The sequence below is a fragment of the Elusimicrobiota bacterium genome (assembly GCA_040757695.1).
Lineage (GTDB): Bacteria > Elusimicrobiota > UBA8919 > UBA8919 > UBA8919 > JBFLWK01.
Window position 1 is genome coordinate 18,106 of sequence record JBFLWK010000002.1, and the last position, 21,651, is coordinate 39,756.

Consider the following 21,651-nt stretch of genomic DNA (forward strand, 5'->3'; position numbering starts at 1 on the left):
TTTTTGTTTGCAATTTTTTTATTTTTTGAGGAAACTGGGGACGCTCCTAATTTTTGAGTGGATACAACTGGATTCCCGATTGAGGCACTCGGGAATGACATAGCAGGACGCAGATTTGCGCAGATTATCAGGATTTTAAGTATCCAGACATTTCTGCGAGAATCAGCGTCCCCAAAAACCATTCGGGAATGACAAGTGAAGCAGGGAAACCCTGCAACTACATTTTGGTTTTAATTTCCTTCGTCCCCATTATCCCGTCCCCATTATCCCGTCGGTACTGAAGCCCCTAAAGGGCTGAAGTGCCGACTACATCCGAACTCATCCGAACTATTGCTTTTTGTTTTCCATTCCCCGCCTTATCTTTCCTTACAAAAATTTTACATTTCTCTAACCAAATTCTAACACTCTTTCCTTATAATTATATTGAAAAAATCAAATATCACATTAGCGATAATATGAGTATCATATTAGCGACAATGTGATAATATAAAAAATGAAAAAGACGCTGAAGTATCGGCTGCTTTTCCTTCTACCTTCTACCTTCTACCTTCTTACCTGTCTTTATGCTGGTTCGTCCTTGCATTATGTTAATCACTGGCATGACCATCAGCCAATCTACTGGCCTAACAAAACACGCGCTTCATCTGCCAACCGATATGAATACGGAAACGAGACAATCAATAACAAAAACAATTCGCCTTACGCAGGACATTCGTCTGTAGATGTTTTTGGTGTGTTTAATGTAGACGATAGAAAAGCCGCTTACCAGTATCGTTGTAAAGATGCACTTGGAACAATTACTGGTTATCCTGAAGCAGGCTTTACTATTTCATATACAGGTGCGCTTGCAGAAAATGTGAAATCACTCGGTGACGCATATGCACTCGGCTATGGTCCTGACTGGAACAATCCCTGGAAAGAAGCACGCGCTTGGACAACTTCTGGTGGAAAATCCAGGATGGATATTTTACTGACTGGTTTTCATCACCAGTTTTTTCCGCTTCTGCCCGACGATACATTAGCACGAAGAATAATTCAGTTATACAAACAGGGCTATCCTGAATGGTGGGGTACAACACCTTCACAATCTACTGGTTTCTGGCCAATGGAACTCGCATTTTCAGAGCGAATGATACCAACACTTCTATCAGAGGGTGTTACCTGGACTTATATTGCAAATAGCCATATCTCGCGGTGTATGCCGAACTGGCCTGCAACGCCCGGTAACGGAATGAATACAGAGCCGCCAAACAAAGCAGACCAGTATAATCCAAATGGTACTGCGGGATGGCGGAACGCAACGCAAGATGGAAGACCCACAACTAATGATTTACGAGAGGCGTACAGACCTCATTATGCTAAATATATTGACCCTGAAACTGGCACAGCGTCAAAAATAATAGTTGTTCCTTGCGGTGATTACGAAGGTTATATTGACGGTTATCAGACATTTGATGTTGGGCTTTTTGATGCAATTGCCGGCGCACAAGATGCAACACGTCCTGCCCTTGTAGTATTAGCACACGATGGAGATAACGCCTGGGGCGGTGGTTATGATTCTTATATGACCAATACACCACAGAAAGCAAGTGGTGCAAGTGCTCGGGGCTATACACCTTCACAGACATCACAGTATTTAGCAGACCATCCTGTACCTGTTAGTGATATCTGGCATGTTGAAGATGGTCCGTGGGTAAATGCAGCGGGTGATTTTGGCTCGCCTACTTTTTCAAACTGGAACTGGCCCTGGAAAAAGGATAATCTGCCAAATGCACCGACATTTGACTCAACCGCATGGGATGATAATTCGCAATTCTGGGCAATTTTAACAGCAGGAACAAATCGCATTCTAACCGCTGAAAGTTATGTCGGCACTCCGAATATGGCAAATGTTTTACATCCAGACCAGACCACACCATCAAATATAGATTTAGCATGGCACTACTGGTTAGCAGGGTTTGATTCCGGACATGTTTATTACGGGACTGCCGAAGATTTTTCGTGGATACCTATTATCGCCATGAACAATGCGATGCCTTATTGCGATGCGATTATTGGCAGTGGCGAGATTACAGGTGCTGATACCGTTCCGCCAACTGTATGGATACCGCAGAGATTTCCATATAATCCTGGCTCGTTGAATTATGGCTGTGCGTATAATTATAAGTCATTCAATTATCCGGCAGAGTTTGATGTGTACAGTTTTGTATATGATGCTTCTGGGCTTTCATCTGTAAAATTAAAATATAGAACAGCAACAGGTGCGAATACTACACCAATTGAGCCGGATAATTTTATTTACGCAGGCGGAACAGCAGTAACCAGTTGGAATGAAATAAATATGTCTACAGGCACATGGACGGTAAAAGTTATGTTAAATGGAACCGAACAGATTCCTGCGCCTGTTACACCGAATTATATGCCTGTTAGATGCTGGGCACATGTCTCACCGGGTGCCAATAAACTTGTTGATTACTATATTGAAGCGACGGATAAAAAAGGCAATATCCGGAAAACAGCAATTCAACACTGCTGGGTTGGTGATGGCTCAGGTGCAGGTGGTGGTGGAACACAACTCTGGACACCAACAAATCCAACTGCAAGCGACCAAATTACTATTTACGGCTCTATTCTCGGCAAACCTGGCAAACTGCATTGGGGTGTTAATGGTTGGACACAGCCGTCATCAGAATACTGGCCAAGCAACTCCACAACAACCGTCTATGATGCACAATCAGTTGAGACGGTGATGCTGTTTGATGGAACTTCTTACTATATTACACTCGGTCCTTTCAACAAAAACCAGGCAGTAAGCGAGTTAAATTTTGTATTCCATTGGGATGATGGCACCTGGGATAATAATGGTGGCGCAAACTGGAAAATTGCGATAAGCCCTGTGGATACAACACCGCCGGCAAGCCCTCAACGACTGACTGCAACTGCAAAAAATACTGCAATTGACCTATCCTGGCAGGCGAATACAGAACCGGATTTAGCCGGTTACAATATCTATCAATGGTTCGTTTCAAGTTATGCTGTTCTCAATTCACAACTTGTAACATGGACAACTGGTTACACTGTCTCCCAACTAACAAACGGTACAACTTACACATTTGTCCTAACCGCAAAAGATACTACTGGCAATGAAGCCGGATATTCTACATCTGTAACAACCTCGCCTGTAGCAACTGATACATTTGCACCCCAAACACCAACCAACTTCTCAGTTTCAGGCGGTATTGAGAAAACAATCCTTAACTGGACCGCTAATCTTGAAACAGACCTATACGGCTACAGGGTCTACAGAAGCACATATACCAGTTCGTTCGCTCAAAAAGTTTTTATTGCAACAGTCACAGCACCATCTTATTCATATAATGATTCAGGACTAACTGCCGGGCTTACATACTACTATCAAATCACAGCACTTGATAATCTGTATAATGAATCATCTGCGACATCTGAAAAATACGGGCTTGCTCAATCGGTCCCACCGCCATCAGCACCAACCGGTCTTGTTGCAACACCCGGGAATGCAGAAGTGTACCTGAACTGGAACCCGAATACAGAAGCAAATCTCGCTGGCTACAATCTATACTGCTCGTCTGTCGGTGTATATTACAAAGTTAATACCGCGCTTATTACAGGTGCAACAACCTATTCGCATACTTCACTCACAAATGGTGTAACCTACTACTATAAACTCACCGCAGTAAATACTGTCGGAGGTGAATCGCAATTTTCAAATGAGGTTTCTGCAATACCTGCTGCGTTAGTGCCTGTTATTTTTCAGGTTGATATGCGAGATATCGCAAATGTGACTTCCGTAAATATAGCAGGCGATATTTTAACGCCAGCATGGTCAGCAACTGCCAATCCGTTAACAAACCAATCAGGCACACTTTCAGGTATCTGGAAAGTCACTATTAGTCTTGCTCAAAATGCAACGCTTAAATACAAATATACATATAATGGCGCGAATTGGGAGAACGATTTCGGTACCGCACCGAATAACAACCGTCAAATTACAATCAGCCCGAATAATGCGAATTCTATGTATGTCTCAAATAAATGGAACATAGCAGGCGATGCGATACCTCTGGTTCCAACAGGGCTCACCGCAACAGGACAATTAGATAGCAAAATACTTGTAAAATATAACGCAAATACTGAGTGGGATTTACATGGCTACAACATTTATACAAGCAGTTATTCTTCAACAGTTGGCTATATCAAAAGTGTTTCTACAACAACCTCAACATCTTATTTGCTTTCCGGACTTGAGAATAACAATACATATTATGTAAAAATAGAAGCACAGGATTTATCAGGACAGAAAAGCGGTATCTGCGGGCCGGTTTCTGCGATTGCGGGTGTTGATGACCCACCAGCAGTTGTCACGGGCTTAACTGCGACTGCTAAAGATTCTGCAGTTGAACTGAAATGGTCTGCAAATACAGAATCCGATTTAGCCGGCTATTATGTATTCTGGTCAACAAACACAGGTGGTCCTTATTCAAGCACATCCACATTTATCTCGTCAACAACAGTTATCTATACCGCGTCACCATTAACAAACGGCACAGCATACTATTTTGTTGTCCGTGCATCAGATACCGTTGGGAATTTAAGTACAAATTCATTACAAGTAACTGCTACACCATCTTCTCAGCCAAGTTATGAAGAACGCACTATTGATGGCAGTTTCCTGGATTGGAAATTTTCTGATGTCAGGGCTCTGGATGCCTGTGAGGATACATATAATTTTTCAGATGGCTATGATTCTGCGAGAGATATTGTAGCACTTTATTCTCGTGAAGGCGTTAATAATTACTATTTCAGGGTTGATTTTCACGAGTTAGGGCTTTATGCAGAAAACGGCTATCTGGACTTGTATCTCGCTATTGATTGTGCAACAGGCGGACAGGTCTGGCTGCCTGATTATATGGACTGTCAGACGGACAAGCCGTGGGAAATATGTATCGCACTCTATAACGCTACCTCTGCGAGTATTTACAAGAACGACTGGACGACGGTAAATACCGCATTCCAGGGTGCAAAATTTAATAGCCAGTATGACTCTGTAGAACTCGCAATCTCAAAATCAGCACTCACCGCTTACGGCTGGACACCCGGGACACCAATTGGGATTCAGACATTTTCAACAAAAGATGGAACCAATGGCGGAACCGGCGAAATTGCCGGTGCTTCTGATATTGTTGATGCCATTGAAGACGATGATAGGGGATATTCCGACGGTATTTTGAATGGAAACACACTTTCTACCGCATCAACTGGCAGGGCAAAATACGGATTTATTTATCACGGGAACCAATCACTGAATCTTGCGAATGATATTCGGGGCTGGATTTACACAACTTATCTTGACCATACACCAACGGGCTATCGGCGTGGGCTTGATACTATAGAAAATTTCGGTGTAAAAGGCAATATCCATGTAAGCGGAACTTTAGCAAGTGCGATACAGTGGGCAGACACTACTTTCAATCAACGGATTGCTAATCTAACCTCTAACGGACAGACCGCGGTTATTGGTGGCGTGTTAGCAGAACATATGATGCCGTATTTTGAGGACTCCGGCGGCTATAATCCAAATTCGCGTGCGATACAAAATGGGACGGAGCTATTAACCTCTATATACAACCTCGCAATACAGCCAAAGGTCTTCTGGACTCCTGAAAGAGTAATCCGAGGACTGACATTCGCTGATATACTTACTAACCACGATACGGGACAGCCAACCGGTTATACCGCCACTGTATTAGACGACAAATACCATCTCAGGAACTGGTTTGCAATGCCGGATTCACAAAGATTCAAGTTGCATAAAATAAATGGTGTCTATGTGTTCCTAATTAACGGTGTCCGTGCAGATAGCGAGGCACAACCGGGCGATACCAATCAACTCACTTACGGCTACTACGACCCTGATGGCGCCAAATTCTGGAATCAGGACAACGGAATGCATATCGGAACCAGAAAATTATTGTTAGAAAGAGCGCAGGATTCAGACCAGGAACAACTTGTGCTCGTGTTTGACGATTGGGAAGCATATGCGGGCAGGTCATTCACTTCAGCACTGCCAAACGATAACGCGGATAACTGGGATAAGACAATCGGCTGGGTTGCAAACCACCAGTGGATTGAGACGGTAACACTTGAAGATATTCTTTCACGCGGCTGGACACCAATAGACCACGGAACTAATACAACACTGCCAGTTGTCACATATGACTGGCTGATGCATGCCTGTGAGAACTCATATGACAACTGGTATAACGGCACATCTCTGGAAGAAAGTTTCTTAAATCGTATCCCGAATGTGAAAGGCACTACCCCACTGCCATCAAACAAAAAATACGGGAATCTGGCAACTGCTGGAACTATTATTCGCGATACATGGAGTGATATTAAACTTGCTACTGCTACACAATTAAGCACACTGGCAGGTATGGTCTATAATACGCTTAACTACGAAACCGCATGGCATGATGAAGATAATTCTGACAAGTTTTCAGCCGCGGATACAACATATGATACTATCTCCGGCTGGGCGTTGTATCTGCACGGACATATCAGGCATTCTTCAATAATTGCGAAAGCAGCACAATGGGCGAATGCGGTTTCTACTGGCGGGATATCTGCTAATACAGTTGCTCAATCGGTTGATTTAGATTCCGACGGTGAATTAGAGCATTTGCTCTATAACAACAAGGTCTATTCCGTATTTGAAAAATACGGTGGACGAATGATAATGGGTTTTGCATATCAGCCAACCGTCGGGGTGGGGGGGGTACAACTTATCGGCGCACCTGCTACAAATTACGATAACGAAGGCGAAGAGGAATCAACCAGACATATTTCGGCATTCAGAGACGAAAATCTCGGTATCTATTGTAACGATACTTATTCTGTATCTGTCTGGACTTCGTCAATCACATTCACATCGTCCGATGGTAAAATCACAAAAATAATCTCATTACCTGATAATTCAGATACATTAACCGCAAACTATACTCAAACACTTGGCACAAATCTTTATGTCAAATTCGGGCTTTCACCTAATGTCTATGATATGTATTTTAACGGGAAACAGAACCTTTTAGATATTAGTTCTACAACATATATTGGACTGAAAAATACAGCCGGCGGTAGTGTCTATCTGGCACTTAACGGCGGCGCAACACTTAACTCGGCTTATACCGACGGAACAGCTGACAATACAAACGCAGCACATACACGGGTCTTTGAGGTTTATGGTGGTGCCAATTTTTCGGTATCTCTCACGCTCTCGGGAACCTCTGCTGTTGACTCAACCCCACCTTCTGCGATTACAAATTTAGTTGCTACAACAGGCACAAACGATGGTGAACTTAATCTTACCTGGACTGCACCCGGTGATGATGGTACCGTCGGGAATAATACCACAGATGCAAAATACGAAGTAAAATTCGCAACCTACGGTGTGGTTGGCGGGAACATTGAAGGCTGGTGGACAACTGCAAATACATATTCGCAAAACTGGCCAGTTGCAAACTGCGGTGTTACAGAAACCAAAACACTCACAGGACTGAACCGCGCAACCTTGTATTTTGTCGGTATCAAGACAATAGATGATGCAAATAACAAATCAGATATAACAATTGTTGCGTCCGCTTATACACCTTCTGATACCATTCCACCGTCGGCAATTACTACGCTGTCTGCATTAACAGGCGATAATTCAGGCGAAATAAAACTTTCATGGCTGGCACCCGGTAACGATGGCACCGTCGGAACTGCGTTAGGTTATGATATAAGATACTCTACTATTGCTTCTGTGTCACCTGCAATTTCTACATCAACATTTTATTCTGCAATCCCCTATCCCCTATCCCCTATCCCCTCACCGTCAGGCACACAGGAAGTATTCACACTCACAGGACTTTTATACGGAACAACATATTATTTTGCAATAATTTCTAAAGATACAAATAATTATTCAGCACTTTCTAACGGTGCAACCGCAGTTGCTAAACCAGATACTAGCCCACCTGATGCAATTACCACACTTTCTGCATTAACAGGAAGTTCAGTAGGCGCCGTGCAACTCCAATGGACCGCAACAGGAGATGATGGAACTGTTGGGGCAGTAGTAAATGGTAAGTGGCAAGTGGATTACAGTACAATTTCCAATTACCAATTCACAATTGACAATTACAAATTACAAATCACTACTTCCTACTCACCACTCACTAATCACTATTCACTAATCACTGGTTTAACCGAGGGTGATACATACTACATTCGGCTCTGGGCGACTGATGAAGTGCCAAACTGGTCAGGGCTCTCTAACGCAGCAACCGCGCAGGCAAAAGTTGATGATATCGCACCTGCAATAATTACTGACTTGACAGGATTTACAGGATTATCAGATGGCGAGGTTATATTGCAATGGACATCACCCGGCGACGATAACTGGTCTGGAAATTTAACCGGTCAATTTGAAATTCGCTACTCCACAGACCCTAATCTCTCAATCTCTCAATCTCTTAATCTCTCTACTTCCTCTGTTGCTCCCCTATCTCTTATCTCCTATCTCATATCTGATTTAACCGAGGGTTCAACTTACTATTTCAAGATAAGAACTGCTGATGATAAAAATAACTATTCTCAACTTTCAGGTGGAACGACTGTCCAAGTTGACCACACCGCACCTGCTGGAATTTCTAACCTGACTGCTTTAACAGGCACACTTGAAGGTGAAATTACTCTGAAATGGACTGCACCGGGTGATGATGGAACTGTCGGGACTGTTTCTGGCTATCTTGTAAAATATGCAACCGCACCTGTAACTACTAATACTTTTTACAATGCCACAAGCGTAGGGGGGGAATTAATTCCCCCCCTACCATCGGGTAGTGAGCAATTATCTACAATAACTGGGCTTACACCATCCGCAACATACTATTTCGCGATAAAAGCACAAGATGATAAAAATAATTGGTCTGTATGGAACTCATCGTTAGATGTCTCAGGAGTGAACACATCATGCATTGCAGCAGTCCAATCAATAATTCCTGCGGCAATCACAAACCTGTCGGCACTTTCCGGCACCGAAACAGGCAGTATCAAAATCACCTGGACTGCACCTTGTGAAGATGGGACTTACGGGAATGCAGTTGCTTCCTACGAGATTCGGTATGCTACTTATTCATTTGATGAGGCAGAGTTCTCACAGGCAACATATCTTACATATCCGCCAACACCAGCATCACCAGGAACAACCCAATCCATAACAATCATAAATCTTACGCAGGGTGCACAGTACTATTTCAGAATAAAATCAAAAGATGATGCAAACAATATCTCACCGATAGATACAACATCTCCACAATCAAATGCAATAGCAACAACTGGTGGGACACTTCCGAAACCACCTATATATATCGCTTTCCAGTGGCATATGCACCAGCCAATATACTATCCTTACGAAACCGCACCGCAGACAGATGATAATGCAAGATATTCATTCAGTGTTGTCCATGTTCATAACGATAGAACAGGTCCTTATACCTCATGGCCCAATATGGCGATACAGAAAGGTGTTACAGCAGGGCTTAAACATCTCGGTGCGCAGGTCTCTTTCAGTGGCTCATTATCAGAAAATATAAATAATATCGTTGCAGCGGGCAGGGGATTCTGGTCAGGTTGGCAGAATGATTATAAAACAGGATACAACTCGCTTACACAATCGGAAACAACAACGCCACCCGGTGCCGCAGGTCCCGGGGGAAATAATCCACGACTTGACCTAATCGGGTTCGGATATCACCATCCTTTAATGGGGCTTGTTTCTTATTCCGATGTCAGAAAACAGATTCAACTCCACAGACAACAGCATTCAAATGTTTTTGGAATCACAAGTTATTCAAAAGGAATCTTCCCGCCTGAAAATGCATTCCGTCCTGAAATGATACCTGCACTTGTTGATGAAGGGATACAATGGGTAATAGTTGACAATATCCATTTTGATAGAACGGTTCAGGGCTATCCGTGGAATTCTGGTGGGAATTTATACGAGCCTAATCCTTCTGACCAGATAAACAATCCGTCAGGCATAACATGGCTGCAACTTGTTAATCTCTGGGCACCGACAAAGGTCTCTGTGCCGTGGGGCTACAGACCGCATTATGTTCAATACACAAACCCTGAGACAGGCATTTCTAAAAAAATTATAGCAGTCCCCGGCGCAAGATATGAAGGTAACGAAGATGCACGTGGTGGATTCGGTGCTTTACTGTATGAAGCGGTGATGTCACAATATGAGGCATACAATACAGATGCACAGCATCCAATGTTAGTTGTTCTACCACATGATGGCGATAATTACGGTGGTGGTACACTTTCTTATTACGATTCTAACTTCCAGAATTTTGTCAACTGGCTTTTAGCAAACCCGTCAAGATTTGTCTGCACAACTATCCAGGACTATCTGGATATGTTCCCGCCTGACCCGAATGATATTATTCATGTTGAAAATGGCTCGTGGTCAGGTGCGGATAACGGCGACCCTGAATTCTTAAAATGGAACGGTGACCCCTCAAACGGATATTCACCTGATAGAAATTCATGGGGGATTGTTACTGCTGCAAAAAATCGGTTAGATACCGCAGAGTCAATTTTACCAGCAGGTTCAATTACCGATATCCTGAATAATACCGGCAATAATACTGCAAAAGCATGGCATTATTATTATAATGGTCAGACATCGTGCTACTGGTATTGGGATGGAACAGAAATATGGGATTCTAACCCGGCAAGAGCGTGTAATCTCGCGGTCTCATATGCAGACCAGGTGCTTGGTTCAACCCCTAATGATATTATAGCACCGACGATATACATCCCTCAACGAGAGCCGTACAACCCTGGTGGCACAGAATGGGGTGTGTTGAAACCATCAACCTTTACCGTCTGGACATATATTTATGACTTATCAGGACTGAATTCGGTTTCATTAAAATACCGTGTTGATGCAGATGGTGTTCGCGATGGTGCTAATGACTTGTATTCAGGCGGGACATGGAATTCATTGACGATGACAGGCACAACAGAGCCATCAAATACCAATCCCCAGCCAATGTATAAAGCACAAAAATTTTCTGCTGATATAATAGGGCAGTCAAACAAACTTATTGATTATTATGTTGAGGCAACAGATACAAAAGGCAATCTCAGTAAATCACCAATTATTCATGTCTGGGTAGGACAGTCAACAACACCGGGGCAGACAACACTCTGGCAGCCATCAAACCCGACGAAAAATGATATTATTACTGTAAATGCCTCACAGACAAAACCTGGCAAACTTCACTGGGGCGTGAATAACTGGACACTCCCAAATTCTGCATACTGGCCTTCAGGAACTGTTGATTACGGTGATGGTAAATCAGTAGAAACACCGCTACTTTTAAGCGGTTCTTCATATTATATCCAAATCGGTCCTTTTAATAATCCTATACAGCAAGTAACAGAGATTAATTTTGTATTCCACTGGGATGATGGTTCTTGGGATAATAATTCAGGACAGAACTGGAAAATACCGGTTGATAATACAGTTATTTCTACACCAACGGTAAATATCACATACCCTGCAAATAATTCGTCGGTCAGTGGCTCTACTGTGAATGTTACCGCATCCGCAACTGATGATATCGGTGTTACAAGGGTAGAATTTTATTACAAAATATCAACCGATACCGTCTGGACAATTATTTCAACAGTAACCGTTACACCTTACAGCACTTTCTGGAATACGCTATCACCCCCCCTTGCCGAAGATAAACAGTATATTCTTATTGCAAAGGCGTATGATGCTGACGGAAATTATGGGATTTCTCCGGAAGTAACAGTGCGTGTGAACAATACAAACTCTGCACCGACGATTACTGTGACATCACCTAATGGCAGCGAGATTTGGGCTGGTTCACAAAATATTACATGGACAACTAACGATACTGATGGTGATACATTGTTGATTACACTACAACAGTCAACACAAACCGCGGCAGGCACAAACTGGATAAATATAATTGTCGGGATGAATAATCTTGGCAGTTATGTATGGAATACAACACTGGTTGCGGATGCGACGAATTATTTAATTCGTGCTATTGCAACAGACCCCGGCGGACTTACAGGGCTGGATATTTCAGACGGGATATTCAGAATAAGAAATACGGATACCGAGGCACCATCAGCAATCACTAATCTGTCTGCGTTACCCGGTACTTACGGCGGTCAGATTCAATTAACATGGACTTCGCCAGGTGACGATGGCACAGTAGGGGCAATTCAAAATGGGGAATTCAAAATTCAAAATTCTACATGGACAGAAGTTATTTGGTCAACAACAAATGCACAGATTAGTATTTCCACATCTGTTACCGCACTTTCCAATATAAATTACACACTCGCTGGCTTAACACCTGGTGATACATATTATATCCGTATCTGGACTGCCGATGAATCGGCAAACTACAGCGATATCTCTAACTCAGCAACCAGTTATGCAAATACTGATACAGGCGTAACCTATCATCCTGTCAATGTTGATGGCACAATTTCTGAATGGTCTGACCTAAAAGAAAAAATGGATACTTATACCGGTACAACATTTTATTTTACATGGTCGTCAACTGCAATATATTTCTCAGCCGCTGGGACTCAACCTGAGGATTTTTTTGTGTTTATTGATACTACACCTAATTACGATACAAACGAGGGCTCTACAACATATTCTAATGGGACTTGGGATGGCTTAAATCATAAACTTCCTTTTAGGGGAAATGTTTCAGTTGCGATGGAAGTGGGTGCGGCTGCTTACTGGGAGATGAGAAATTACACAGGCGCTTGGAATAGTGTGCCTTATACATCTGCAGGACCAACAGGCGGAATAGAATACAGTTTTTCAGGCACAAATTCGGAAATGGCTGTTCCACTGAGTATAATTGGCAATCCATCTGCAATAAAAGTTGTCGCATTCGCAAAACGAGAAAGCACAAAAGCAGCCTATAAAGCATTCCCGGCTGAAAATACCGTTAGTGATAGCGGTGATGATAATTTAAGTTGGTATTATAATTTTGCTCAACTTACTTCTGGTAAAAATCCTAACGATGCACCTCATATAAATACTGCAACGCAAGACCCGTCAGCACCCTGCGCAATCACTAATCTTGCGGCAACTTCCGGCGATACAGCCCCAGCTGCCGACGATTACGGAAAAGTCACTTTAACCTGGACAGCACCGCCTGAAGATGGAACCTACGGCACTGCGGTTTCGTATTATATTGTAAGATACAGAACTGATGGTGCTGTTAGTGACTCAAACTGGGCGACTGCAACAGATGTTTCAGGCGAGCCGGTACCTTCTGCACCGGGTACAAATCAGACATTTGTCGTCGATAATTTAACAGCCGGTACACTTTATTACTTGGCAATAAAATCAGTTGACGATGCTTCAAAAACATCAGATTTAGATACATCTTCACCAAGACCCTCTGCAAAAGCAGGTGTAACATACCACAATATCAATAACATTGATGGAAACATTTCTGACTGGTCTGCATTTAGTGAATTGGTAGACAACGACAATCGCAACGGCGGGAATAAATCATTATACATTACATGGTCGTCAACCGCAGTATATTTTGCTTATGGTAATAACAAATTTAACGATATGGACTTGTTCATTTTGATAGATACTCATACAAATTATGATACTGCAATTGGGACAAAAACACCGCCGGGCGATTGGGATGGAATGCCACAACACTCACTTCCTTTTTATGCAGATTATTCTTTGTCAATTGAAGGTAGTGCCTGGAAAACACTTGACAGATGGAACGGTTCTGCATGGGTTAATGATGGGAATGGTGCTAATATTTTCGCATCATCTATAAATGATGCAACCGCAGGTGGGAATTCGGAAATTGCAGTTTTGCGTTCCGCACTTTCAAACCCAACGCAACTTCGTATTATGTCTGTTCATAAATGGGATACTGCGAAAAATGTTTTTGCATCATTCCCGATAGAAAACCCGGCACCGAATACAGATACTGCAGTTACATTTACACATTTCTATGTTCTGAATTTGACAGATAGCGAGACACCTTCATCCGCACAGGTGGTCTCTTCAAACGACCCAACACCACCATCAGCAATAACAACACTTTCAGCACTGCCAGGCGATAATTCAGGTGAGATAAAATTAAGTTGGCTCGCACCTGGTGATGACGGCACAATAGGGCAGATAGTAGATGGCAGCTGGGAGATAAGATACTCAACAGTCCCTAATCTCTCAATCTCTCAATCTCTTAATCTCTCTACTTCCTCTGTTGCTCCCTTATCTCCTATCTCCTATCTCCTATCTGACTTAACACCCGGCGATACTTACTACTGCCAGATACGCGCCGCCGACGATGTCGGTAACTGGTCAGCACTCTCTAATACAGCAACAAGTTATGCGCAAGTAGCAGGACCGCCGGCTGGCTCATTCACACCGGTGATTGATGGAATAAAAGACAGTCAGTGGGGTGGGACACCGAATGCAACCTCTGTGAATTACAAACTGCCCGCTGATTATGCACGCGATGTTTATGTAACAAACGACCAGGCATATCTGTATATCGGCTTCCAGTTCAAAGGCGACCCCTGGGACGATACAAAATCGGCACATTATAACTTCTTGATAGATACACAGACAACACAAGGTACCGCAACCGACCCGTGGGTTGCTACAACACAAGTTTCGTGGAACAATAAGCCGGATGCGGCAGTCAACGGCTGGGTCAATGGTATCACAGCGAATAGTTTCGGTGGTATGCTCAGATATGTCTCTGACGGCACAAACTGGGATGGTGGGACAACTCTATTCACTGGAATAGATTTTTCATCATCAAAAAGCAATGATTGGGCAGAGTTCCGTCTACCACTGAATATACTCAAAGTCCAGCCGGGTAGCTCAATAAATATAATTCATCTGTTCCGACCTGACGAGACAAAATTAGGTGTCTCTGATTCTACACCTTTTGACTCTTCTGGCTGTAATGATTACGGGAATGCAAACTCAACAATTTCGTCATCGTTTACTTATACACTTCAAGGTGTAGGTGATACTACAGCACCAAGTGCAATCACAACACTTTTAGCAACACAAGGCGATACAGAAGGAATGCTGAAACTCGCTTGGGCTTCTACCGGTGATGATGGGATATCTGGAACAATTCAACTCGGCGAATTCAGAATTCAATACTCAACATGGAGTGATGTTTTATGGTCAACCGCTTCCGCACAAGTTATTATCTCAACTTCTGTTGCTCCTTTATCTCCTATCTCCTATCTCCTATCTGGTTTAACTGCTGGTGATACATATTACTGCCGTGTCTGGCTTGCGGATGAAGTACCGAACTGGTCATCAATTTCAAACGCCGCAACCGCGTGGGTCCAGGTTGATGTAACACCACCGGCAGAAATTACAGCGTTTTCAGCATCACCAGGTCAAACAGAAGGTAATATCCTGCTCAAATGGACATCGCCAGGCGACGACGGTACCGTTGGGCAGATAATAGATGGGCAATGGGAGATAAGGTATTCTACCGACTCTAACTTAACCACTTATTCACTTATTCACTTATCCACTTCTAATGTCGTTCCACTCACTACTCGCTACTCTACAATCACAGGGCTTGAGAGTGGCAAAACATATTATTTTGCATTAAAAACATATGACGAACGAAATAATCCATCTGAACTATCAAATACTGCAACATCTTGGGCACAACTTGATATAATAGCACCTTCTAAGATAACTGACCTGTCTGCACTGACTGGCGGAAATACAGGCGAAATTCAACTTTCATGGACCGCACCCGGTGATGATGGAACAGTCGGTACAGCAAGTTATTATGATATAAGATACTCTACCGTTAGTGCAAATTCACCTGCGATATCAATCATAACATTTTATTCTGCTATCCCCTATCCCCTATCCCCTATCCCCTATCCTTCAGGGACACAAGAATCATTAACGCTCACAGGACTTACACCCGCGGTAACATATTATTTTGCAATAAGAACAGGTGATGAATCATCTGAGTTTAAACAGATAAACTGGTCTCTGATTTCTAACGGTGCTACAACATATGCCAAACCGGATATTATCCCGCCTACCACAATAACTACACTTTCAGCACTTACTGGAAGTTCAGTTGATACTGTTAGATTACACTGGATTGCACCTGGTGATGATGGTACCGTCGGAAATATTACAGGCGGTAAATACGAGATAAAATACTCATCTAACCAGTCGGACACTTGGGCGACTGCACCGTATTCAATCCTGTTTGATACAAATACTGTAAGCGGAACTGAAGAGTCAAGAATTATTACAGGGCTTACTTCCTCAAATACATATTACTTCTGGATAAAAACAAGAGATGAAATCGCTGATAATTGGTCAGATGCATCTGCACAGGTACTCGGAATACGAGCATATTTAAACCTTACAGTTGATAAAACAAAATCGGTTGATTCTGCACTGCCCGGTGAGACGATAACTTATACAATCACACTCGGAAATACCGGAAGTATTCCGGCAACAGATGTAGTTGTAAAAGATAAGATACCACAGAATTGTGAATATCAGTCCGGTAGTATCCGTTTGAATGGTATTAGTAAAACGGATGCTGTTGACGGTGACGAAGCGGATTATAGTTCAGGAATTGTTAATGTTAACCTTGGAACAATAAACGCTGGAATAACAGGACAGACAGTAAAATTTGATATTAAAATTCAATAAAAAAAATAGGGACGGAGGAAACTGAAATGAAAAAGGTATTGTTGATAGTAACATTGTTGGTTTTTGGTGTATTAGGGTTCGCGGGTCTTGGAAATGCACATGGGACACAGGCAGGCACGGTTGTCTCAAATGGTGGCGATACAGGAACTGCCGGAACGGTTGATACAGCAGGTGATACGATTGTGACTTATACAAACGGTCCTGCAAACGGAATCAGTCCAACCGCAGTCACTGTAATTGTATCAACAGGTTATGCGATTGCGAATCTTCCAACACCTAATGACCAGACGGTATTGGCAGGCGCTACTGCATATTTTGCATATACCATCTGTAATATCGCGAATTCAACTGATACATTTACACTGGCTGCGGCATCTGTTCCTGTAACAGGTCAGCAGGAATGGCTACCAATTATCTATGCGGATGATGGTGCAGGTGGCGGAACTGCGAATGATGGTGTCCATCAGAATGGTGAAACGAATACAGTTACCAATACAAGCCAATTTTTTACAAATACATCGTATTACTTTTTTGTAGCGGTTCCTGTACCATCCACAGCAGTAGATGGCTCTTCAACAACTGTTCGGCTTACTGTTAAGGATAAAAACGGTGACGGCACAGAAGATAACTGGCCAGCCGCTGGAGATGATACACGCACAGATGATACGATTACTATCTGTTCGGTTGCAGTGCTTACTATTACAAAATCAACAGATGTTGCGTCTGCCAGACCCGGTGAACTTGTAGAATATACAATTGTTGTAACTAATAACGGCACAGGTGCAGCAAGTAATGTTGTTGTGAAAGACAAGATACCTGCAAATGCAACATTCAATGCGGACAGTTATGCAGCGGGTTATGGTGTTCAACTTGACGGCGTGAATAAGACGAATGCTAATGATGGTGATGAGGCAGATTACAATGTTACCACTGCGGATGCGATTACTGTTAATATCGGCACTATCAATGCAAGTAGCAGTAAGACAGTGAAGTTTAAGGTCCAGATAAATTAAAAGGTATAAAAGGTAGTCGGCAATTAATTGCCGACTACCAGTCAGGCAAGAATAATAAAATTGGATTATGTATAGGATACCACGCTTATTATCAATAGCCATTTCACTACTCGTTTTACCGGTAATACTCTATTCTGCTGGTGTAACTCCGGGAACGGTGATTACAAACGGTGGTGATTCAGGAACCATTGGCATGGTTGATACACCCGGCGATACGATTGTAACATGGCATTCTTCACCTAATGGTATATCACCATTACCTGTTTCAGTTACCGTTACTACCGGCTATGCTATGATATGGGTTTCAACACCAGCCAGTCAACAGAACCTGATGCCCGGAGCAACTGTTTATTATCCATATCAGATTAGAAATTATGCAAATGGTTCAGATAGTTTCACAGTTGCAGTTGCAACTATTGCAGGTCAGAACTGGCAACACCGAATTTATGCCGACGACAACCAAGACGGCACACATCAAGAAAATGAAACAACTATAAGTTCTACAGGGTTGCTCCTGCCCGATACTACATATTATTTCATAGTTGGGGTTAATGTGTCAACATCTGCAACTTCAGGGCAGACTTCAACATTTCGGCTCACAGTTAAAAACCAGAATGGCCAAGGCACAGAAGATAACTGGCATTCTGCAGGTAATGATACATTAACTCATGAGATTGTCTCAACTGTAGGGTTACTTCCACCCGCTACACCATCTAATTTCTACGCCACTTCAGTGACGGTTTCATCAATAACTTGGACCTGGACTGATAACGCAACAAATGAAGACGGCTATCGGTTATCGGTTATCGGTGTTGGGATTCAAGAACTACCAGCAAATACAATCTCTACGACAACCACGAACCTCACACCAAACACATCATATTCTGCATATGTAGAAAGTTGGAATATTTCAGGTAGCAGTGCATCTGTTACCGTCTCAACCTATACACTTGCTAATCCACCGTCAGGAACGCAGATTACGCAGATAACAACAAATACGATTACGCTGATGTGGTCAAACAATAGTAATCCGAATTATACGAGTTATGGGGTTTATCGGTCAACCAATGGCAGTTCCTTCTCACTTCTTGATTCTGGCGTCTTTACTTCTTATCTGTCCTCTAACCTCTCACCTCTAACCTCTTATTGGTATAAGGTTCAGGCAATTAACGAAAATGGTATCGCAACTGCATTTGATATAACGGTTTCTACAAGAACAAAATCGGCTGATACTACACCACCGAAACCACCTTGCGGTGTAAGGGGGGAATTAATTGCCGAGCAACTTGCAAAAATTATTTGGTCAGAAGTTACAAAAAATACCGATGGAACAACTTGTACCGATTTAGCGAAATATAAAATTTATTATTCTAATATACTGGAAGGGCCTTGGAAAGTGGCAACTGATGTTCCATCATCGTCTACCTTCTACCTTCTACCTTCTACCTTTTCATTCAATTATTACAAAATTACTGCAGTTGACACCAGTGACAACGAAAGCGCTGATTCAGTATATATTGACAACACTGCAGCGCTTTCGGCAGTTACGAAAGAAAATGGTAAAATAGTCGCATTTGTAAAAATTCCACAGGATGTATCAGCTGTGCTCTATAAAGATGGGAAATATACCGACGATATTGTGATAAATATGCAGAAATTACAGGACGATGATGAACGGGATATCTATGTATATGACTTCCAGCCACAAAAATCAACAACTGGTGAAAAAATAGATGATTTCAGGTTTGTTCAGCAGAAAATAGAAATAACATTTTTCTATGATTTGAATAATGATGATTATATTGAAAAAGTAGGCTTGCCAATTTCAGAAGCAAAAAGCTGGCTTTCTATATTCTATCACAACGGTGTTGAATGGGAAAAACTTGGTGGTGTTGTGAATGCTAATGAGAAATCAATCACAGCAAAAGTTACTCATTTGAGTAAGTACAAGTTGAGAAAAACATTAAGAACTATTGGGTTTGGCGATTTACGAATGTATCCGAAAAAGATATTCGCACCATATGAAACAAATGATACATATAATAGAATGAAATTCTGTTTTGAAAATGATTCCGAGAAACGAGTAACATTAAGAATATTTGATATTAAAGGTAGAGAGATTTTTAGTGACTCAACAACCGATACAGAAATTTATTGGTATGGTAAAGATACCGACGATAAAGTTGTTTCCGGTGGCGTGTATATCTACCAACTTGAATGTGATAAAAAAGTAATAAACGGCACTGTGGTGGTAGTGAAATGAATATAAACCAGAAGTCAGAAGTCAGAAGTCAGAAGTCAGAAGTCAGAAAATTTTTGCTTCTTTTTTCTTACTTCTTGCCTCTTGCTTCTTGTCTTTATGGGGCATTTGAAGATACTGGCACTGGTGCACGGCCAATTTCTATCGGCGCATATACTGCAATCGCTGACGATGCAAATGCAATTTTTTATAACTCTGCAGGGCTTACAAATGTATTGTATCCTGAACTTTCATCCTGCTATGGCAAACTTTACTGGGGCTTAAACGGGCCTGATGAGTCTGCTCTATCTGATACATCTGTTGGGTTTGTCTATCCATCACATTTCGGCACATTTGGACTCGGCTGGCTCAATTTCGGGCTATCAGGTTATTATTCTGAAAATACGATTCTGTTGTCATATGGAAGAGATGTTATTGAAAGAATATCTCTCGGAACTACACTGAAATATCTTACAAGAAAATACGGACAGGATATTTATACAATCAATTATGATATGTTTAAGAAAAATGGCTATTTACAAAACACGGTCAGCGGTGATATTTCAATTTTGTACAATTCTGCAAATTTGAGTTTTGCAGTTGTTGTAAAAGATGTTAATCAACCCGATGTAGGTCTCGGCAATAAAGATATTGTTCCACTACTCGTTAAATTTGCTACCGCATATAAAATCAAAAACCTGAATCTCGGGCTTGAAACATTTTACAAAGATAAAAAATACGGAGTTATACTTGGTGGCGAAAAACTATTTGGTGAGTTTGCACTCAGGTCAGGTTTTGAATTCGGAACTGATGAATTACGGAATCTTAATCTCGGTTTCGGTTATAAGTTTGCAGAAAGATTCTTGATTGATTATGCAGTTTCGTATCCATTTTCAGGTTTGAAAGAAATATACGGTACACATCGGCTATCTATCGGACTTAAATTTGGACCTCAGCCTAAAGACGAACTCTCAGAAGCTAAAAAAGAAATTGACCGACTGACTGACGAAATCTTAAAACTTGAAGAATCAATACAAAAAGTTCAAGCCGAAAATATCAAACTTAAAGAGTCAAAAATAGCGCCCGAGAAAGAACCACAACAAGAACCGCAACAAACAGAAAAAATAGAAGTTGAACTTGATAAGAAAAAAATTATGAAACAATACTACGATAAAGGGCTGGATTATTATCAGAAAGGTGAATACAGAAATGCAATAGCCGAATTTAACGAAATCCTGAAATTCCAGCCAGACCATCAACAATCAATTCGGTTAATAAAACAATCAAAACTAAAAATAGAAGAATTAACCGCGGAACTTTATTACAAAGGGCTCAAAGAGTACACTAAAGGTAATGTAAAACAGGCAATATCTTATTGGCAGAAAGCACTTGAAATTGATACAGAAAATGATAAAATAAAGAATGCGTTAGAAAAAGCAAAAACAGAAATACGCTGATTGCCGCTGATAAACAACGCGGATTCCCGCTGATTTGTCATTCCCGAATGCCCCTGTCGGGAATCCTTGTTTTCACGTGGACAG

Annotated in this window: 4 protein-coding genes; all 4 read left to right on the top strand. The window is 42.0% G+C overall.

What is annotated here, in order from left to right:
* The first annotated feature begins 493 nt into the window (after positions 1-493).
* The 4 genes from AB1349_00530 (at position 494) to AB1349_00545 (ending at position 21,567) form a co-directional block, all read left to right on the top strand.
* A complete protein-coding gene (locus AB1349_00530; GenBank protein ID MEW6555822.1) occupies positions 494-16,858 on the top strand; it encodes an Ig-like domain-containing protein in 16,365 nt (5,454 codons plus the stop codon).
* Between the two features lie 26 nt (positions 16,859-16,884).
* Positions 16,885-17,871, top strand: a complete 987-nt coding sequence (locus tag AB1349_00535) for a hypothetical protein (GenBank protein ID MEW6555823.1) — start codon at positions 16,885-16,887, stop codon at positions 17,869-17,871.
* Between the two features lie 67 nt (positions 17,872-17,938).
* A complete protein-coding gene (locus tag AB1349_00540; GenBank protein MEW6555824.1) occupies positions 17,939-20,134 on the top strand; it encodes a fibronectin type III domain-containing protein in 2,196 nt (731 codons plus the stop codon).
* Positions 20,131-21,567, top strand: a complete 1,437-nt coding sequence (locus tag AB1349_00545) for a hypothetical protein (protein ID MEW6555825.1) — start codon at positions 20,131-20,133, stop codon at positions 21,565-21,567. The genes AB1349_00540 and AB1349_00545 overlap by 4 nt, the downstream gene beginning before the upstream one ends.
* Positions 21,568-21,651 lie beyond the last annotated feature (84 nt).

What these genes read in the sequence shown, in the direction of transcription:
- AB1349_00540 (MEW6555824.1), top strand. Translation starts at nt 17,939, where the DNA reads ATGTATAGGATACCACGCTTATTATCAATAGCCATTTCACTACTCGTT.
- AB1349_00530 (MEW6555822.1), top strand. Translation starts at nt 494, where the DNA reads ATGAAAAAGACGCTGAAGTATCGGCTGCTTTTCCTTCTACCTTCTACC.
- AB1349_00545 (MEW6555825.1), top strand. Translation starts at nt 20,131, where the DNA reads ATGAATATAAACCAGAAGTCAGAAGTCAGAAGTCAGAAGTCAGAAGTC.
- AB1349_00535 (MEW6555823.1), top strand. Translation starts at nt 16,885, where the DNA reads ATGAAAAAGGTATTGTTGATAGTAACATTGTTGGTTTTTGGTGTATTA.